This window comes from Streptomyces sp. NPDC055749 (assembly GCF_053617235.1).
Genome location: NZ_JBSHFH010000068.1, coordinates 18,266 through 34,603 on the forward strand (window position 1 = coordinate 18,266; position 16,338 = coordinate 34,603).

The following is a 16,338-nucleotide window of genomic DNA, read 5'->3' on the forward strand; positions in this document are numbered from 1 at the left end:
GCCAGTACCTCGGGGACAAGGTATCGGCCACCCGCACGGCCGGGATACGGGCCGCCATGAACTGCAGAGCTCACTCGAGGTAGTGGGCGTGCCCCTGGTCATCGAGGCTCGCTTTACGTCTTCTTCGTTCAAGCTCGCGCGTTGCCGGGTTTGAGCTGTCGGATGCGCCCGTCGAGCTCGCGCTGGTAGAAGTCGATGAAGCCGTCGGGGTCTGGGCCCGCGTTCTGCATGACCAGCCTGTCGAAGCTGCCTCGACGTAGCTCTGGGCGATCTCGATGTAGCGCCCGGGGTCCGCTCCGCATGCGAACTTTTCCAGGATGTCCTCCTCGCGCACTGTGGTGGTCGCGGCATCGAAGTTGATCGGATTGGGGAGTTCGCTCATCACTTTCCACCCGGTCAGCGCCCACCGCGACGTCTCGAGAGCAGCGCGGGCGGCGGTGTGCGCGTCGGGCGCCCAGGCCATCGGAACCTCGCCGTAGCACGGGCCGGTGCCGCCGGCGTCACGGTAGTGCTGGACGATGCTCGGCTTGTCCTCCGTGGCGAACAGACCTCCGCCCAGCTCGGCGGCGATCCGCGTCGACTCCCGGCCGCTGGCCGCCACCGCGATCAGGGGCAGCTCGTCAGGGAGGTCGAAGACCCGGGCGTCCTGCAGCCGCAGATGTTTTCCCTCGTAGGACCGGTAGCCTCCGCTCCACAGCAGCCGGATGATCTCCAGGGCCTCCGTGAGCATTTCGTGCCGGGTGCTGACCGCGTCGGGGAAGCCGGGGCCGACGACGTGTTCGTTGAGCCGTTCCCCGGAGCCGACGCCCAGGACGAAGCGGCCTTCCGAGAGCAGGGCGAGCGTCGCGGCCGCCTGAGCGATGACGGCGGGGTGGTAGCGCACGGTGGGGCAGGTGACCCCGGTAGCCAGACCGATCCGCGACGTCCTGGCCGCGATGCTTCCCAGCACCGTCCAGGCGAACGGTGAGTGTCCCTGGTTGTCGAGCCAGGGGTGGTAGTGGTCGCTGATCTCCACGAAATCGAATCCCGCCTCCTCGGCGAGCACGGCCTGCCTGACCAGCTCCGCCGGGCCGAACGCCTCCGCGGCCAGCTTGTATCCCACCTGCATGTGATCCTCATTCCGCACGCGTCATGACCCCTTCGTCCGCACAGACGTACCCTCTGTTCGCTGCACATGACGGTCGGATGTGCTCGGTGTGCAACTGGAGGTTCGAGGTCCGTTCGTCAGTCGGGGCCCGGCCCGAACGGGCTGTCGTCGAGATGGCCGAGCAGATCGGCGACATCCAGGTACACCGCTTCCGCTCCTGCCCGCTCCAGGTCGGCACGCGGGATACCACCCGACAGGAGAGCCACCGCGGTCACCCCGGCCCGGGCCCCGGCCTCCATGTCCCACACCGTATCGCCCACGAACACCGCCTGCCCCGCACTGACGCCGGCCAGCCGGCAGGCCAGCTCGACCGGCTCCGGGGAGGGCTTGCCCCGGTCGACGTCGTCCGAGCTCGCCGTGGCCCGGACCGCCTCGTCCGCGTCCACCGCCCGCCGCAGAGCCGCGAGCTCCGTTCCGCTCGCCGAGGTGGCGAGCACGACCCGCCAACCACGTTCGGCCAGGGTGCGCAGCAGGTCGCCCGCGCCCCGGAAGGCCGGAAGGCGGTCGAAGTACGTCCCGTAGAGCACCGTGTGTGCGGAGCTGATGGCCTCGTCCTGCCCGGGGTCACGGTCTGGCCCCAGCAGTCGCTCGATCAGATCACCGGAGCTGAGGCCGACCGATCGGTGGATGTCCGGCATCGGCACGGTGTGTCCGGCCTGCCGGAAGGCTTCCCACCAGGTCACCACGTGGAAGTGATTGGTATCGGTGAGTGTGCCGTCCACATCGAAGATCGCCGCTCCTGCCGTGGTCTCTCTGATGCTAGCGATCATGCTTCGCGCCCCTGGGCGTCAGCCTCGTCCGTGACATGGACGGCCGCTTCCTCCGCCGACGCCGCGCCGGCGTCGATGCCCACGTCCTTAGCGAGGATGTCGTTCTCCCGCCCGGCCGCGTCGTCCGCCGCGCTGAGCCGTCCTGCCCGGGGCTCGCGCTCGGACACCTCCAGGGGTTCGCCCTCGCCCCCGGCAAGGTCGCCGATGCCGTCACCGGCGGGCGATTCCACGTCGTCGGTCTCCTGGGCGAGCCGCTGGTCCAGGGACTCCCCGTGGCGCACCTCGGCCTCGGTCGTGCCGAACTTGTTCACGGCCAAGGGGCGTTCAAGAGGGGAGTAGCCCTCTTCCATCCGGTTGTCCAGATCCCGTTCGTCGAGCGTGTTCTCCAGGTCGGGCTCGTCGTTCTGCGGTTCGCCGTCGTCGTCCTGCGGCTGGTACACATCGTCGCCGCGTGCGTCTGCGGGCATGTCCTGTTTCCTCCGTCGTGTGGGCGGGCGGCCCCCGGACCGCCGGTGGGCGTCAGCGTCCGAGGGCCTTGCGGAGCTGTTCCTTGTTCATGGAGGAACGCCCGTCGATGTTCTTCTTCCTCGCTTCGGCGTAGAGCTGGTCCTTCGTGGGTCCCTGCGCGCCCTTGTGCGAGCGTTCGCCGCCGCGTTCGTAGGCGGATTTCCTGTCCTGCGTCGACGTCCTGCTCGCCGTCCTCGACTCGCCGGAGCGGGCGCGCTGCTTGTTGACGGTCCGGGCCGCGATCTCCTTCGCGCGGGCGGTCGACGCGCCCTGTTCCTCCTGGCTCTCCTTGATGTGCTCGTACTGCCGCTCACGCTTCTTGTTGGATCCAGCCGGCATGATGTGCTCCTTCGCTCCGACTCGGGGGTGTCGGACCCGGAATCGTCCGATGCAGTAGCGCTTCTTCCCAGGGGGACGCCCACCGCGTTTCCCTTTCGAATCCCACTAAACAACGCACCCCGGAATTGCGCCCCCCGACGCAGAACCAGGAGTGCCAGTCCCTGAAGTTGGGGGGGCACCGGCCGGAAACCGGGCTCGGTGAGTTTCCGACTCCGCCGCCAGGCAGTTGGACGCCAACAGCGAAGCCGAGCTCCTCGCTTCGGACCGCGCCCTGGCCGTCCTCTCCGTCGATCGGATACCGCCGAACCGCTCTCCGGCGCCAGCACCGGACCGACGCGGCTTTCGAATGAGCGGCGCCCGTGCCAGCGCGCGGCAGCGCTACTTCCCTGTGAACCGCTGTGCGGGTTTGCGGGCGTCCCGGAGCGGGTGTAGGAAGGACCCCTTCAGCAGACACGTCGCCGTATGTTTCGTCATGACGAAGACCGTTTCGCCTGGCAAGGTCCAGTCAGCCGCCTGCTGGAGGGTTTTCAACGGGCTCTCCGCCGATGGGCCGTCGTTGGCGTCCGAGCCACCCGGAGTTACTGCCGAAGTAAGCTCCGGGGCCCGCGTCGGCCGCGTCGGCCGGAGGCGTGGCGAGCGGGCCGCCGCGAAAGCGAGAACGGTCCGTACAGCAAAACGGTGGGACCGCGTCACGAAATCCTTCCTACAACGCCGAAGGGGATTGCGCGCTACTCGCCGCCGCAGGACATAGGTGGTTCCCCCGGCAGCTTGTCCGTACCGGGGAAACCTGGACCGGCCGGCCCCCGCGGGGAGCGTCACCGTCTCAGTCCTGCACCACTGAGTCTCCCGCTCGACGAAACCCAAACCGCAGTCACAGAAAGGGGGACCTCCGCCCTCGACCGTGAGGCCCTGACCAGGGCCGGACCGGCGAGGAGTGATCGCCGGTCCGGTTACATCCGATCGTGCCAGTTCAGGCCCTGCTACGGGATTCGGGGTACAGCACGTGGTCACTGGCTCAGGCGGGAGCTCCCGCTCGAGCTCCCAGGCCCTCCGCGTCCGTTTGCGCGTGTCCAACCGTATTGACTGTTATCCGCGGTGAGAGTTGCGGTTGATCGGGGATGCTGGGTGTGGCGAGGTGAAAGGGCGCGCGACGACGCTGGGAGGCGACGATGGAGGGCAACAGTATCGGGCTGACCGAGCTGCTGACCGCGGCCGAGAACGCGGCGCCGGTGGAGTCGCTGGACGTGGTCGCGCAGAACCTGCGGGACCGTTTCGGCGCACGATATGCAAGCTTCCTTTTCGTTGACATCGTGGGCCGGATGATGGTGCGAATCACCGAGGAAGCCGCCCCGCAGCAGGGCAAGCACGCCGACCAGATTCCCCTGGCCGGCAGTCTCTACGACACGGTCCTACGTACCCAGAAACTGGCACAGGAGCCGTATGAAGGCGGGCAGCGTGTGGTCGTGCCGGTCACCAACCGGGGCGACACGATCGGCGTACTGGAGCTGTTTCTCCCGCGGACCACACCCGAGATGCTCGGCCAGGTCGAGGAGGCCGGCCACGCGCTTGCATACATCGTTGTCACCGACCGCCGCTTCACCGACCTCTACCACTGGGGCCAGCGCACCACCCGGCTCAGCCTGGCCGCGGAGATCCAGCGCCAGCTCCTGCCCTCCGCCCCCTCGCTGGAGGCAGCCCAGTTCGCCCTCGCCACCACGCTGGTGCCGACCGACTCCATCGCAGGCGACACCTACGACTACAGCCTCGACCACGACACGCTGCACGTGGCCGTCACCGACGCCATGGGCCACGACGTTGACGCCTCCCTCATGGCCACGCTTCTGGTCAATGCCTCCCGTGGCGCCCGCCGCGCCGAGGCCGACCTCGCCGAACAAGCCTCCCGGACCAACCAGGCCCTCCACGATCACGGCCACGGCGGCTTCGCCACCGGACAGTTGCTGCGCATCGCCCTGGACGGATCCGGCGCACGGCTCGTCAACGCCGGCCACCCCCCGCCACTGCGACTGCGCCACAACACGGTCACCGAAGTACACCTGGAAGCCGACCTCCCCTTCGGCATGTACGCACCCTGGACCTACCGGGTCCAAGTCCTGGACCTGCAACCCGGCGACCGCCTGGTCCTCTACACCGACGGCATGCAAGAACGGCAAGCCCAGTCCGTCGACCTGCCGGACGTGCTCCGCAATACCGCAGACCAACACCCCCGCGAAGTGGTCCGGACCTTGGCCCAAGCGGTCACCGACGCGAGCAACGGACACATGGCAGATGACGCCACCGTCGTCTGCCTGGACTGGCACGGCCCCCCACCCCACAGGCCGCTACACCCAAACCGACACCGACACCCAAACCCCGGGTGAGGCTTGGCCCTGAACGCCTGTGATGTCGTGATCACCCGGCGGCCCTGGGTACCTCATCAATCCAGATCATTGCGGCGCTGAGGCGGACGCCGGCCACGAGGCTGTCCGGGCTCTTGTCCTATCGGGTGGCGATGTCTCTCCGGGCTTGCAGCTGGTTGACCAGCCCTTCAACAGTATTCCGCTCTTGTAGACGTCGGCGTCGTAGGTGATGGGCCAGCCGCCTTGAGGTGCCCTTCTTCTTCGCTCGGGCGGCTTCGTCAGGCTTCTCGGGGGACAACTACCTTCATGCCGCCTCTGCGCTAGGACCGGTCGCCGCGAGACAAGTAAGCCTCGTCTGCGGCGCCCGAGCCGGGCCTGTCGGGCGGATGGCCGACAGGTAGACGGACTCGCACCCTCTTGAGCACGGTGCAGCAGTTCGAGGCGGGCGATGGCTCCGTTTTACGCCGGCGAGGGCCCGGGTATGCGAGCCGGAGGAAGGGAAGTGATGGGATGGACTGGCGTGGGTTCGCGGAGCAGATGGGTGCCATGGCGCACGATCTGCTGGAGCAGCCGTCGGTGGACCGCACGCTGGAGCGGATCACGGGTTCGGCGACCGAGCTGGTCGAAGGCTGTGACGCGGCCGGGATTCTGCTGCTGAACGACCAGCAGGCGGTGTCACTGGCACCGTCCGAACGGCTGGTGGTCAAGCTGGACCAGCTCCATCACCGGCTGGGTCAAGGTCCGTGTTTCGACGCCGCCCGCCACTCGGTCAAGGAGCGGGTGTTTCGCATCGCTGACTTCACGCTGGAGGAGTCGCGGTGGCCGGACTTCGTGCCGGAGGCACTGAAGCTGGGGGCGGGCAGCATGATGGGGTTCCTGCTGTTCACCGAGGACGAAGACTTCGGAGCGCTCAACTTCTACTCGCGTGAACCCGGAGCGTTCACCGAGGTCAGCCAGACCGCCGGCGTACTGCTCGCCTCGCACGCCGCGGTCGCCCTCTCCAGCGCACGCACACACGCGCAGATGGAGCAGGCCGTCGCCACCCGCCACCAGATCGGCCAGGCGATGGGCATCCTCATGGCCCGCCACCACATCGCCGAGAACGAGGCGTTCAACGTGCTGCGCCGCTACTCGCAGGACAACAACGTCAAGCTCCGTGACATCGCCCAGCAGGTGTCCGAGCAGGGCCGTCTGCCCTGACCCCGGCCAGGCAGATCCCACGGCAGCGTTTCTGTGCCAGGGCGACCCTGCGGGAACCGCCGCCAGCTCAGCCTCGCCCGCCACAGCGACCCCCTGCTGGACACTCGAAAGCTCCGCCACCCTGCGAAGAGACCGCCAGTCCGGCTCGCCAGATGCACGGCGGGGCACGCAGCGGTGCCGCTTTGTGCGATGCGGTGGGTGGAGTCTAGGCGGGCATCACCGCGTGTCGGCAGCCAGGGATGCAAACGCTCGGGCACCTGCGGCGGCGCGCAGATCCTTCAGGGTGGCGGACTGCTGATCGGCACAATGGCAGATCGGCCTTGGACCGCAGCATGAGCAGGGTGCTCTTCGGAACAGCTCCTCGGCCGCACCAAGCAGGCGGCCACCCCTGGATCCTAGTCGTCACCATCGCCCGCGCGAGGCATCGACTAAGCTCACGGGCCGTCCGGGTTCACCTGCTCGTACTGGTCCGTGGTTCCGAGGACCTCGCCCTGGCCCGGCTGACCCTGTTCGGCGAGGATTCAGTCGCTCGACCGCAGGGTGGCGAGGTGTTCGACCCTTACCGCAACCTGCTGCCCGGCTTCTGCCCCGTGGACCGCCTGCGCTCGCTGCGTGTCGCGGCCTATGCAGGTTCCCGCGCCGGACGGCACTCGGACAGCAAGGCTGAGGCAGCCGCGCCCTCCCCGGTCGGGTGCTCAGGCTCCGAGCTTGCCGACCCCGTCGTTCAGCGAGGCCACCATCGAGGTCAAGTCCTGCTGGGTGGGGTAGGAGGTGCCCAGCCGCTCCACGAGCTCCGCCCGTGTCAGGACCACCGCCGCGCCGCGCAGGTCGTCGCCGTCCAGGTCGGCCCGCCCGGCCACCCGGGCGCGGCCCTCCAGCAACACCATGGCGGAGTCGTCGTCCGCCGCGTCAAGCAACTCGCGGATCAGCACCTCGTCGATCATCACATGTTCCCTTTCGCATCTCACGGCTCTTCGCTTCTAACAGCCGGCCCTGCCGAGCCCCGGGTAGGTACGGACGGTCACTGCCTGTGCAGGCGGTGCAGGGCAACCTCCCCGAGACCCGTCCTGGGCGGTGCATGTCATATACGTGCAGTACGGCTGCCGTCTGCGGTCTGTCGGTGACCGGGGTTCAGCAGGCGCAACCCGCTTGGCGCCTCGATGTCCCAGGGGATGTGGCTGTGGCCGAAGACAAGGACATCCAGGTCCGGGTAGCGCGCGGCGCAGCGCGCTTCCCGACCACGGGCGGCCTCTGTCTCGTGGACGACACCGAACCGAAGACCCGCCAGCCGGACACGGGCCACCTGCGACAGCCGGGCTCGCAGTTCAGCGCCGTCGTTGTTGGGTACACACCGACCAGGTGTCGGGCTTGCCTCTCGACTGGGTCCAGTGTGGCCACGTCGACCCAGTCCCCTGCGTGCATGACAACGTCCATCCGCTCTATCGCGTGCAGCAGCTCATTGGGGAGCGTCTTGGCGCCCATAGGCAGGTGCGTGTCTGAGACGAGCAGCAGCCGTACAGGGGAGTTTGTTGACGCCCCGGTCGTATCGTCGTCCATGCGTCTGCCTTCTCCATCGGGCCCACCTGGCCTATCAGGTGGAGGCGTCCTTGCGCGCAAGAGGCCCCGGCCCCGGCGTGGCGACCGGGGCGGAGCTGCACGACAGCATCCAGGGCCGCAGAAAGAACCATGGGCTGCAGGCGTCGCGGGCGAGGCGCTGGAGCTTGTGGACGCTGCGGTGACGGGTGACCTTGGCCGCCTTGATCCGTAGGCGACCCGCAGTGTCTTCCCCAGCATGGGCCAGTTTCATTTTGTCGGAAAGATTCGCTTGCAGCAGAGGGTTCCAGTCATGAAGGGACCGGGACAGCAAGAGGGATCCGCGAACAGGCCTATCTGAAGAAGCGCCATAGAGCGGCTGCGTAGATGGTGTTCGGGTGGATGTAAACGATGTCGCTGATCAACTGTACGGGCTGCGGCCCGAGGAGTTCACCGCCGCCCGCAACGAACAGGCCGCGGCTGTGAAGAAGGACGGCGACCGAGTGCTGGCCGGGCAGATCTCTAATCTCTGCGCTTCGTCGGCCTTCCTTGTCGGCGTGGGCCAGCAACCTTCTGGTCCGTGAGCAGCCCGCCGAAGTGGCCCCCCTGGTCACGCTGGGAGAGCAGCTGCGCCAGGCGCATCAGGACCTGGACGGCAGGCAGCTGCGCGAGCTCAGCGTTCAGCAGCGCCGACTGGTCGGTGCTCTGTCGCGTCAGGCCGTGCAGCTGGCCGCCGAGTCCGGGCACCAGCTCGGCGACGGTGCCCGGCGGGAGATCGAGGAGACCCTGCATGCGGTACTTGCCGACTCCGAAGCGGCACGGGCATGGGCCGAGGGCCACCTGGCCAAGCCGCTGAGAGGCCCCACCGGGTTCCCAGGAGTAGCACCAGGGACCACACCTGAAAGGGCGAAGACGCCAGCTGCCGCCCGCAAGCCTGCCGCGGCACGTCGCGGGAGTGACGATGCGCAGGAACGTCGCCGCCGGCAGCTAGAACGTGCACGCCAGGTCGCGGACGACGCACAGTCGACTTTGCGCGCCCGGCAGGAGGAAGCCGAGACGGCGGCGCGCGCGGCCGAGGACACCGCGAGAAGGACCGAACAGGCCGAGGAGCGCGCCACCGATCTGGCCGAACAGCTGAAGAGGGCTGAGCAGGAGCAAAGCCGGGCCCACAAACACGAGCGTGAAGCCAAGGACGCGGTCCGGGACGCGGACCGTGACGTGCGCGAAGCTCAGCGCCTCGCCGAGACTGCGGCTGCACACCTGCAACGCCTGACCGAGGATGACGGGTAGGCACCAGCATGGGAGAGGACGGCGGCGATGGCGCGGGCAATCTGGAGCGGTGTTCTGACATTCGGCCTCGTAACCGTGCCCGTGGGGCTCTTCACCGCCACGGACGACCACACCGTGCACTTCCATCAGCTGGAGCGCGGCACCGGCGGCCGGGTCAGATACAAAAAGATCAACGAAAGCACCGGGGACGAGGTCGAGAACTCTGACATCGTCAAGGGCTACGACCTCGGTGGAGGAGAGTACGTCATCGTCGAACCCGGCGAGCTGGACGAGATCGCCCCGGACAAGTCCCAGACCATCGAGATGACAGGCTTCGTCGACCTCGATCAGGTCAACCCGGTCCACTTCGCCCGCACCTACTACATCGCCCCGAAGAGCAAGGAGTATGTAAAGGTCTACGACCTCCTGAGAGCCGCCCTCGAAGACTCCGGCAAGGCCGGCATCGCCACCTTCACCATGCGCAACAAGGAATACCTCACCGCGCTGCGCGCCCAGAACGACATCCTGATCCTGCAGACCATGCACTGGGCGGACGAGATCCGCGACCCTCACGAGGAGCTGGAAGTCTTGCCGAAGGGCAAGTCGAAGGCGAGCAGCAAGGAGGTGGCCGCCGCCCGACAGCTCATCGACGCCATGTCGATCGACTGGGACCCCGACCGTCTCCACGACAGCTACGAAGAACGAGTCAAGGCTCTCGTCGACGCCAAACGCGACGGGAAAGAGGTTGTCTCCCACGATGGGCCTCCGGAAGCCACCAACGTCATCGACATCATGGACGCCCTCCAGCGCAGCGTCGATGCGGCCCACTCCTCCCGCGGGAAGAAGACGACCAAGAAGTCATCCGGCAAACTTCACGAACTGCACGCCGGCGACGCCGATGACGTCCGCAAGAAGCGGCAGACCGAGAAGCAGCAGAAGACGAAGACGTCCCAACGAAGCGGGAAACGCACGAGCGCCGAGGACCTGAGCAGCCTCACCAAGACTGAGCTCTATGAACGCGCCTCGAAGGCCGACATCGCGGGACGCTCCAAGATGACCCGCGAACAACTGCTCAAAGCTCTTGGCAAGACCAAGGCCGCAGCCTGACGATCGGCAGGATGCCCGGCGTGACTGAGCTGCCGAGCAATGCCGTCCCAGCCCCTGCCGTCCTTGATGCTTTCGGTGTGAAGGGGGCGGCTGTCCCGCTGGTCGGTGGGCAGGGCCGAAGCGTTCTCATCGGCGGGTTTGTATTCAAGCCTGCTGAGGGCCCTGACAACGAGGTCGAGTGGGCGGCTTCTGTGTTCGAGGAGCTGGCGTCATGCAGAGGCTTTCGCGTTCCGCTGCCGCTGCGGGCCGCCGACGGGCGAAGCGTCGTGGGCGGCTGGACTGCCAGTGAGTTCCTGACCGGTCAACCTGGTCCGCAGGGGCACTGGACCGGGGTGCTCAGCGCCGGCCGCGCCTTCCACGCCGCTCTTCGAGAGTTGCCGCGGCCCGACTTCCTTGACCGGCAGGTACATCCCTGGGCAGTGGCTGACCGAGTCGCGTGGGGCGAGCAGGCCATCGACGTAATCGACGACCTCGCCACACCGTTCTCGACCATGCTGGAGCTGAGGCGCCCGGTGAAGCAGGACGCAGCTCAACTCATCCACGGCGATCTCACGGGCAATGTGCTGTTCGCTGCAAATCAAGCGCCGGTTGTGATCGACTTTTCCCCATACTAGCGGCCCCCGGTATTTGCCGAGGCCATCGTGGTTGCAGACGGCCTGTTGTGGTTCGACCTCCCGTCCGACCTGCTGACGGCCGGCAGCGGTCACCCTGACTGGCTGCAAATGCTGGTCCGTGCACTGATCTTCAGGCTCGTCGCGCACAGCGAGAACGCAGGACCACTGGGGCAGGCCCAGTTGGGCGAGCCGGATCGCTATGTAAGAGCAGCCGACGTTGTGGTGCGGAAGCTGGCGACGTTTTAGAACGCGTCCGAACGGCGGATCATGGGCGGAGCCAGCGTCTGATCGAGGCGAGAGTGACGGTGCCGTGGAAGATGTAGGCGCGCTTGTCGAATCGCGTGGCCACGGCCCGGGATTTCTTCAGTGCGTTAATCGTTCGCTCAACTTCGTTTCTGCGCTTGCAGGTTGTCTTGTCGAAGCCGGCGGGCCGACCACCCCTGCTACCTCTGCGCTGGCGGGGGCCCGCTGGTTCTTCGGTTCGGGGATTGTGTGCTTGATCTGGCGTCGTCGCAGGTAGCGGCGATTACGGAGGGAGGAATACGCCTTGTCTCCGCCGAGATGGCCAGGCCGAGTCCGGGGACCCCACCGTCCAGCCGGGCGACATGGGCACTCTCCATGACCGGCGCCCTTGCGGGATAGGCGGCTCGGCTACAGACGCCGAGGAGGCCGTGGTCGCGCCCGCCACGCCCCGCCCGTCCCTGTGCCTCATGCCAGAGCCCTCTGTGAGCGCCGCCCTTCACACAGCTCTCGGCAGGGCGTCGGTGCGCAGTCGCTCGCAGGTCTGCCTGAGCAGTCGCGAAACGTGCATTTGAGAGATGCCGAGCCGCTGCCCGATGCTGGCCTGGCTCATGTCGCGAAAGTACCGAAGGTACAGAATCGTGCGTTCACGCTCCGACAGTTCGCGCAGTCCGGGTTTGACGCTCTCGCGCTCCAGGACGGTCTCCAGGCCACGGTCCCGGGAGCCCAAGCGGTCGGCCAGGGAGGTACCGCCGTCGGCTCCCGCGGGTTCCGCGTCCAGGGAGTACGCGCTGTAGCTGCCCATAGCCTGCATCCCCAGTTTGACGTCCTCCTCGCTGAGTCCGGTGTCTGCCGCGACGTCGGCGGGGGTGGGAACGTGTACGCCGGGCCTCTGGGAGAGGTCGCGTTGCGAAAGACGGACCTGGTTGCGTAGCTCCTGGACCCTGCGGGGAACGTGGACATCCCATGTGTGGTCGCGGAAGTGCCGCTTGAGCTCGCCCGTCACCGTCGGAATAGCGTAGGTCTCGAAGGCATTGCCGCGGGTGGGATCAAATCGGTCGACCGCCTTCACCAGTCCCATCGCGGCCACTTGGCGAAGATCGTCCATAGGTTCGCCGCGGTTACGGAACCGGGTGGCCAGCCGGTAGGCCATGGGCAGCCATACATCGATCGTCCTGCTCCGGCAGTCCTGGCGCTCCGTCCCCGGGGGGAGAGCAGACAGTTCGCGAAACGCTTGGTCCGCCGACGGGGAATCCTCGACGGTGTCCGGCTCGGGAAGCTGTGAAGTGGGCATCAATCGCTCCTCGGCGAAGGTACTGGCCGCCGCGGGAGTGTGCTGTGTTCGGGCAGACGGCACCCGGTGCTCCCACGGGTGCGCCTACGTCCAAAGCGCTATGAGCCCTTGCCCGCCACAGCCCTGAAAAAACATGTACGGACAATTCGCTGCGCTTCGGTGGTAATGACACTCGGCCGAAGTGAGCGCGTAGCCCACCATGCGAGCCGAGCCCGGAGGGCCGGCGAGTGCCTCGCCGACTTCCACTCCGTGGTCGGCAGCCGGCCCCTTCGATAGATTCGGGCGGCGGGCGGCCGGTGGGCGAGTGGGGGCACGCACCCGGGGGGGTGTTGTCAAACGCGGTCCCGCCGCGAGTCCCCGGAGGCAGATCTGCCGAAGTTGCGAAAGCGCAGCGCTGCTCGGCGCGGGGGCGCCTGGCTGTGCTGCCCAGAATGCAGCGGTCGGGCCCGGATGCCAGCCAAGCGGTGCCGGGACGTGTAGAGCGCCGGAGGGCGGGTACTCCCGATGCTCAACGGTCAGGAAGCGGCTGTTCTCTCTTATACCTGTATTCAGGGGACCTGATGCTCTTCCTCCATATCCTCCGCCGCCGCCGACTGGCCCGCCTCGTCGGACTCTTCGGCCGCCGAAGGCCCCGCTCCCGGGCCCTGGGGGCGGCCGAACATTCCAGCTTGGTGAGAGGATCCGCAGCGGCCCGGGCAGGGGGCTTCAGCTGGTCTGACACTCCTCCGTCCTGCGTACCGGTGCTGCTGAACGTCGCCGAGGCACACTGGGTGCCTGTGCTCATGGAGCTCCGCTACGAGCGAGAAGACCCGTTCGCCGTGGAGCTAGCGTTCTACGGCCCGGTCGGGGACCTGGCCCGGTGGAGTTTCTCCCGGGATCTGCTGCTGGGCGGCATGCGCGGGAGCGTGGGGGATGGCGAAGTGGCGATCTGGCCCTCCGAGGAGACCGAAGCCGGCAGCGCCCTGTTCCTGCAACTGGGCCCGCAGGAGTGCCACGCACTCCTCGCGGTGCGCCGTTCAACTGTGAGCCACTGGCTCTCCCACACCCTCATGACCGTTCCAGTCGGCCGTGAGATGGCAGAGGTCGACTGGGACGAAGAACGGCGACAGCTCTTCCGAAACGTGTAGGCACATGCGCTGCCTCTCCCGGCCGAAGGCATGTGAGCTCCCTGCCTCGAAACTCCCCACCCGGCCCGCCCGAAATAGTGCGCGCCTCCCAACCGGGGGCGACGTCCACACACTCCGCTACTCACGAAGGATCGCCATGACGGAACGCAGCACGTTCGTTCGCAGCGCGCACGACCTCGGTCTCGCCGCTTGGCTGGGGGGCTCCTTGATGGGAGCTGTCGGCGTGAACGGAGCCGCCGAGGAAGAGGGTGTCACCGAGGTCGGAACCGCGCGCATCGCGTCGGCAGGCTGGGCAAAGTGGGCACCGCTGGGCACCGTCGCCATAGGCGCCCACCTGCTCGGTGGCGCCGGGATCCTGGTCGCGAACCGGAGCCGGGTCCGCGGCCAGAAGGGTGTCGCCGCTTCCACCGTCGCCAAGACCGTCCTGACCGGGGCTACTCTCGCCGCCACGGCGTACGCCCGAGTTCTGGGCAAGAAGGTCGATCTCGCCACGTCACAGAACGAGGAGGATGACGAGGCGGCTAGGCAGGTCCCGATGGACACATCGCAGGCGCAGTCACAGCTCGCCCTCATCCAGTGGGCGGTGCCCGCTCTGACCGCCGGCCTGGTCGTCCTCAACGCCCTGCACGGTGAGCAGCAGCGACCCTCTCAGCAGGCTCGCGGAGCCTTGCGGCACACCCTCGACGCGCTGAACCCGCAGAAGCGGTAGGTGCCGCGCGGTCGCCGCCGTCACAGCCAACACCCCAAAACACCCGAAACGCATAACAGATGCCGCCTAAGCGGCGAAAAGCCCTAAACTCTGTTCTTCTGTACCTGACTGGGTATGGCCATCCGAGGAGTAGACCGTGCAATCACAGGATTCAGGTATCTCGTACACAGTGCCGGGGATGAGCGCTGCCGACAGCAGTCGGATCATCGAAATGCTGCAGATGCGTCTGCACTCCCTGAACGACCTCCACCTCACCTTGAAGCACGTCCACTGGAACGTCGTCGGCCCGCATTTCATCGCCGTACACGAGATGATCGACCCGCAGGTCGACCAGGTCCGTTCCATGACGGACGACCTCGCCGAACGCCTTTCCACGCTTGGCGGTGAGCCCAATGGGACGCCAGGTGCCTTGGTCGACAAGCGCACGTGGAACGACTACTCGATCGGCCGCGCCGACGCGATGCAGCACCTCGGCGCCCTCGACCTCGTCTACACGTCCGTCATCAAGGACCACCGCGAGGCCATGCAGGCTACAGAGACGCTCGACCCGGTCACTCAGGACATGCTCATCGAACAGCTGCGCGGCCTGGAACTCTTCCAGTGGTTTGTCCGTGCTCACCTTGAGTCCACTGGGGGCACCCTCAGTACCCACGGTGCTACCACCGAGGCCGGCGCCGCCGGCCAGGCCGCCGACCAGGCTCGCAACCAGCCCTGACCGACGAGGGGGGACGCCGCCCCATCGCACTACGCACCTTCCGTCAGCAGTAGCACAGCCCACATGCAAGGTGCAGTCCGCCGGGAACGGAGCGGTTGGGACGCGGTTCGCGCGCCGTCCTTGCGCCGCAGCAGCGTCGACCTGCAGGGGCTTAACTGCTGGTCCATGTTCGGCGCTTCACATCTGACGCCGCCAGCCGGCGGCTTCGGTCCCGGCCCTAAGAAGCCACGTGATACGGGCGTGCACGCGACACATCCCGACAGTCGAGCAACGTGATGGAGGGGCGCCATGAACAAAGCCGCACTGATCGAAGCAACCCAGCACAAGACAGCAGAGATGGGCAGTCAGCTGCCACAGAACGACGTAGAACGAGTGATCGATGCACTGTTCGGCACCGTGGAACACCCCGGCGCGATCGCCGAGGCTCTGAAGCAAGGCGAGACAGTTACCGTCATCGGTTTCGGCGACTTCCACGTGGACGACTCCGCCCCCACCCTGCGACCGGGCCGGGCACTGCACGACTACATCAGCGACAACGCTCACTGACAGCAGGACGGTCAGATATTGCACCGCGGCGGATGCTCCGAGCGCCCTCAGGCGACGATCCGACTGTCCTGCGCGGAGGCGAATGCGGACGCGCTTGCGGCGCGGGACGTGAAAACGCTCAGCGCCGGCCGATCGGCTGGCGAGAGGTCAGCATGTCACGCTTGGCCCGCAAGCTGTGATCGGGCTGGCTCGGCGGTCATTTCTCGGGGTCGTGGCCCCAGTTCATGAGGGAGTAGCGCCAGCGGGTGTCGGTGACGTCACCACTGGGGCGTTGTTCGATGTGCCGGTGCACATAGCCGATGACCTTGCGCATGTGGGCAAGGTCATCGTCGGCGAGGTCCGCCTTCTTTGTGCGCAGTAGCGTGACGATGCGCCGGCCGGAAGTGTGTCCGACGCTTTCGCCTCCGTCGCTTTGTCCAACGCTCTTCGACTCATCGGTGGCCAGCCACTTTTCAATCCGGCCGGCGGTCATGTTGACCGTTTCGTGGAATGCGTTAATGGTCTCGTCGCGGTTCTGCTGCGTGGCCATCAGGGATTGCGCCCTTTCTTGCGCAGGGCCCTGGGCTTGTGCACGGCGGGCTTGCCGGACTTGTCGCTCTCCACCTCGTACTGCGGCTCATCACTGGAAGCATCAACAGTGCGGCCAGCCGCCTCAGTGCGACCGGTGATCTTCTTCTTCACGGTCCCGGTCACTTTCTGGCCGTGGCTCTTCCATGAGACCTTCTCACCCTTGCCAAGGTTGGCCTTCTTGGACACAACGTTCTCCTCACCTAGTGCTCTGACCGCATAGGTTGGCCGGTTTGGTGATCGCGGCGGTTGGATGGGGGGACGTCCGTTCCGACCGCTGGAGGTGCGGTGGCCGAG

General features: G+C 67.0%; 18 protein-coding genes and 3 pseudogenes. 11 read left to right on the top strand and 10 right to left on the bottom strand.

Features of this window, described 5'->3' with window-relative positions; all coding sequences use genetic code 11:
• Positions 1-128: 128 nt before the first annotated feature.
• The 4 genes and pseudogenes from ACWGO0_RS33325 to ACWGO0_RS33340 form a co-directional block, all read right to left on the bottom strand.
• A pseudogene (locus ACWGO0_RS33325) lies at positions 129-1,108 on the bottom strand (TIGR03557 family F420-dependent LLM class oxidoreductase).
• 116 nt (positions 1,109-1,224) lie between these two features.
• Positions 1,225-1,917 carry an HAD family hydrolase gene (locus tag ACWGO0_RS33330; RefSeq protein WP_453543600.1) on the bottom strand — a complete coding sequence of 231 codons (693 nt, stop codon included), beginning with the start codon at positions 1,915-1,917 and terminating at the stop codon, positions 1,225-1,227.
• The gene (locus ACWGO0_RS33335) at positions 1,914-2,384 is read right to left on the bottom strand and encodes a DUF5709 domain-containing protein (RefSeq protein WP_453543602.1); all 471 of its coding nucleotides are present in this window, start codon (positions 2,382-2,384) and stop codon (positions 1,914-1,916) included. Before ACWGO0_RS33335 ends, ACWGO0_RS33330 begins: the two co-directional genes overlap by 4 nt.
• A gap of 52 nt (positions 2,385-2,436) precedes the next feature.
• Entirely contained in the window at positions 2,437-2,763 is a 327-nt protein-coding gene (locus ACWGO0_RS33340) for a plasmid stabilization protein (RefSeq protein ID WP_453543604.1), read from the bottom strand.
• A gap of 1,169 nt (positions 2,764-3,932) precedes the next feature.
• Here ACWGO0_RS33340 and ACWGO0_RS33345 point away from each other — a divergent pair.
• Complete coding sequence (locus tag ACWGO0_RS33345; protein WP_453543606.1) at positions 3,933-5,141, top strand: PP2C family protein-serine/threonine phosphatase; 1,209 nt, start codon at positions 3,933-3,935, stop codon at positions 5,139-5,141.
• Between the two features lie 489 nt (positions 5,142-5,630).
• Positions 5,631-6,320, top strand: a complete 690-nt coding sequence (locus ACWGO0_RS33350) for a GAF and ANTAR domain-containing protein (protein ID WP_453543608.1) — start codon at positions 5,631-5,633, stop codon at positions 6,318-6,320.
• 695 nt (positions 6,321-7,015) lie between these two features.
• Here ACWGO0_RS33350 and ACWGO0_RS33355 read toward each other — a convergent pair.
• A complete protein-coding gene (locus ACWGO0_RS33355) occupies positions 7,016-7,264 on the bottom strand; it encodes a hypothetical protein (RefSeq protein ID WP_453543610.1) in 249 nt (82 codons plus the stop codon).
• Positions 7,265-7,341: 77 nt separating this feature from the next.
• Positions 7,342-7,877 (bottom strand): annotated as a pseudogene (locus tag ACWGO0_RS33360) (metallophosphoesterase family protein).
• Positions 7,878-8,251: 374 nt separating this feature from the next.
• On the opposite strand from ACWGO0_RS33360, the gene ACWGO0_RS33365 reads away from it, so the two are divergent.
• From ACWGO0_RS33365 to ACWGO0_RS33385, 5 genes are read left to right on the top strand one after another with little or no spacing between them, the layout of a single operon-like run.
• The gene (locus ACWGO0_RS33365) at positions 8,252-8,437 is read left to right on the top strand and encodes a hypothetical protein (protein ID WP_453543612.1); all 186 of its coding nucleotides are present in this window, start codon (positions 8,252-8,254) and stop codon (positions 8,435-8,437) included.
• A 13-nt stretch (positions 8,438-8,450) separates the two neighbouring features.
• Positions 8,451-9,143: a hypothetical protein gene (locus ACWGO0_RS33370; protein ID WP_453543614.1), complete on the top strand. Its 693-nt coding sequence runs from the start codon at positions 8,451-8,453 to the stop codon at positions 9,141-9,143.
• A gap of 27 nt (positions 9,144-9,170) precedes the next feature.
• Positions 9,171-10,229 (top strand): non-homologous end joining protein Ku, encoded by a 1,059-nt coding sequence (ku, locus tag ACWGO0_RS33375; RefSeq protein ID WP_453543616.1) that lies wholly within the window; start codon positions 9,171-9,173, stop codon positions 10,227-10,229.
• Positions 10,230-10,249: 20 nt separating this feature from the next.
• Entirely contained in the window at positions 10,250-10,843 is a 594-nt protein-coding gene (locus ACWGO0_RS33380; RefSeq protein ID WP_453543618.1) for an aminoglycoside phosphotransferase, read from the top strand.
• Positions 10,844-10,870: 27 nt separating this feature from the next.
• Positions 10,871-11,089 (top strand): hypothetical protein, encoded by a 219-nt coding sequence (locus tag ACWGO0_RS33385; RefSeq protein WP_453543620.1) that lies wholly within the window; start codon positions 10,871-10,873, stop codon positions 11,087-11,089.
• Positions 11,090-11,108: 19 nt separating this feature from the next.
• Here the strand turns inward: ACWGO0_RS33385 and ACWGO0_RS33390 are convergent.
• Both ACWGO0_RS33390 and ACWGO0_RS33395 read right to left on the bottom strand, forming a co-directional pair.
• A pseudogene (locus tag ACWGO0_RS33390) lies at positions 11,109-11,446 on the bottom strand (IS5/IS1182 family transposase); the annotation flags it as partial.
• A 136-nt stretch (positions 11,447-11,582) separates the two neighbouring features.
• Positions 11,583-12,377, bottom strand: coding sequence for a SigB/SigF/SigG family RNA polymerase sigma factor (locus tag ACWGO0_RS33395; RefSeq protein WP_453543622.1), 795 nt, complete (start codon positions 12,375-12,377; stop codon positions 11,583-11,585).
• Positions 12,378-13,159: 782 nt separating this feature from the next.
• Here ACWGO0_RS33395 and ACWGO0_RS33400 point away from each other — a divergent pair.
• The 4 genes from ACWGO0_RS33400 to ACWGO0_RS33415 all read left to right on the top strand — a co-directional run bounded on the left by ACWGO0_RS33400 (position 13,160) and on the right by ACWGO0_RS33415 (position 15,474).
• Positions 13,160-13,504: an SsgA family sporulation/cell division regulator gene (locus ACWGO0_RS33400; RefSeq protein WP_453543638.1), complete on the top strand. Its 345-nt coding sequence runs from the start codon at positions 13,160-13,162 to the stop codon at positions 13,502-13,504.
• 136 nt (positions 13,505-13,640) lie between these two features.
• A complete protein-coding gene (locus tag ACWGO0_RS33405) occupies positions 13,641-14,213 on the top strand; it encodes a hypothetical protein (RefSeq protein ID WP_453543624.1) in 573 nt (190 codons plus the stop codon).
• A 178-nt stretch (positions 14,214-14,391) separates the two neighbouring features.
• A complete protein-coding gene (locus ACWGO0_RS33410) occupies positions 14,392-14,928 on the top strand; it encodes a Dps family protein (protein WP_453543626.1) in 537 nt (178 codons plus the stop codon).
• A 288-nt stretch (positions 14,929-15,216) separates the two neighbouring features.
• Entirely contained in the window at positions 15,217-15,474 is a 258-nt protein-coding gene (locus ACWGO0_RS33415; protein WP_453543628.1) for an HU family DNA-binding protein, read from the top strand.
• 196 nt (positions 15,475-15,670) lie between these two features.
• Here the strand turns inward: ACWGO0_RS33415 and ACWGO0_RS33420 are convergent, their stop codons facing one another.
• Both ACWGO0_RS33420 and ACWGO0_RS33425 read right to left on the bottom strand, forming a co-directional pair.
• Complete coding sequence (locus ACWGO0_RS33420; RefSeq protein ID WP_453543630.1) at positions 15,671-16,003, bottom strand: DUF3140 domain-containing protein; 333 nt, start codon at positions 16,001-16,003, stop codon at positions 15,671-15,673.
• A complete protein-coding gene (locus tag ACWGO0_RS33425; protein ID WP_453543632.1) occupies positions 16,003-16,230 on the bottom strand; it encodes a DUF2945 domain-containing protein in 228 nt (75 codons plus the stop codon). Before ACWGO0_RS33425 ends, ACWGO0_RS33420 begins: the two co-directional genes overlap by 1 nt.
• Between the last annotated feature and the right edge of the window lie 108 nt (positions 16,231-16,338).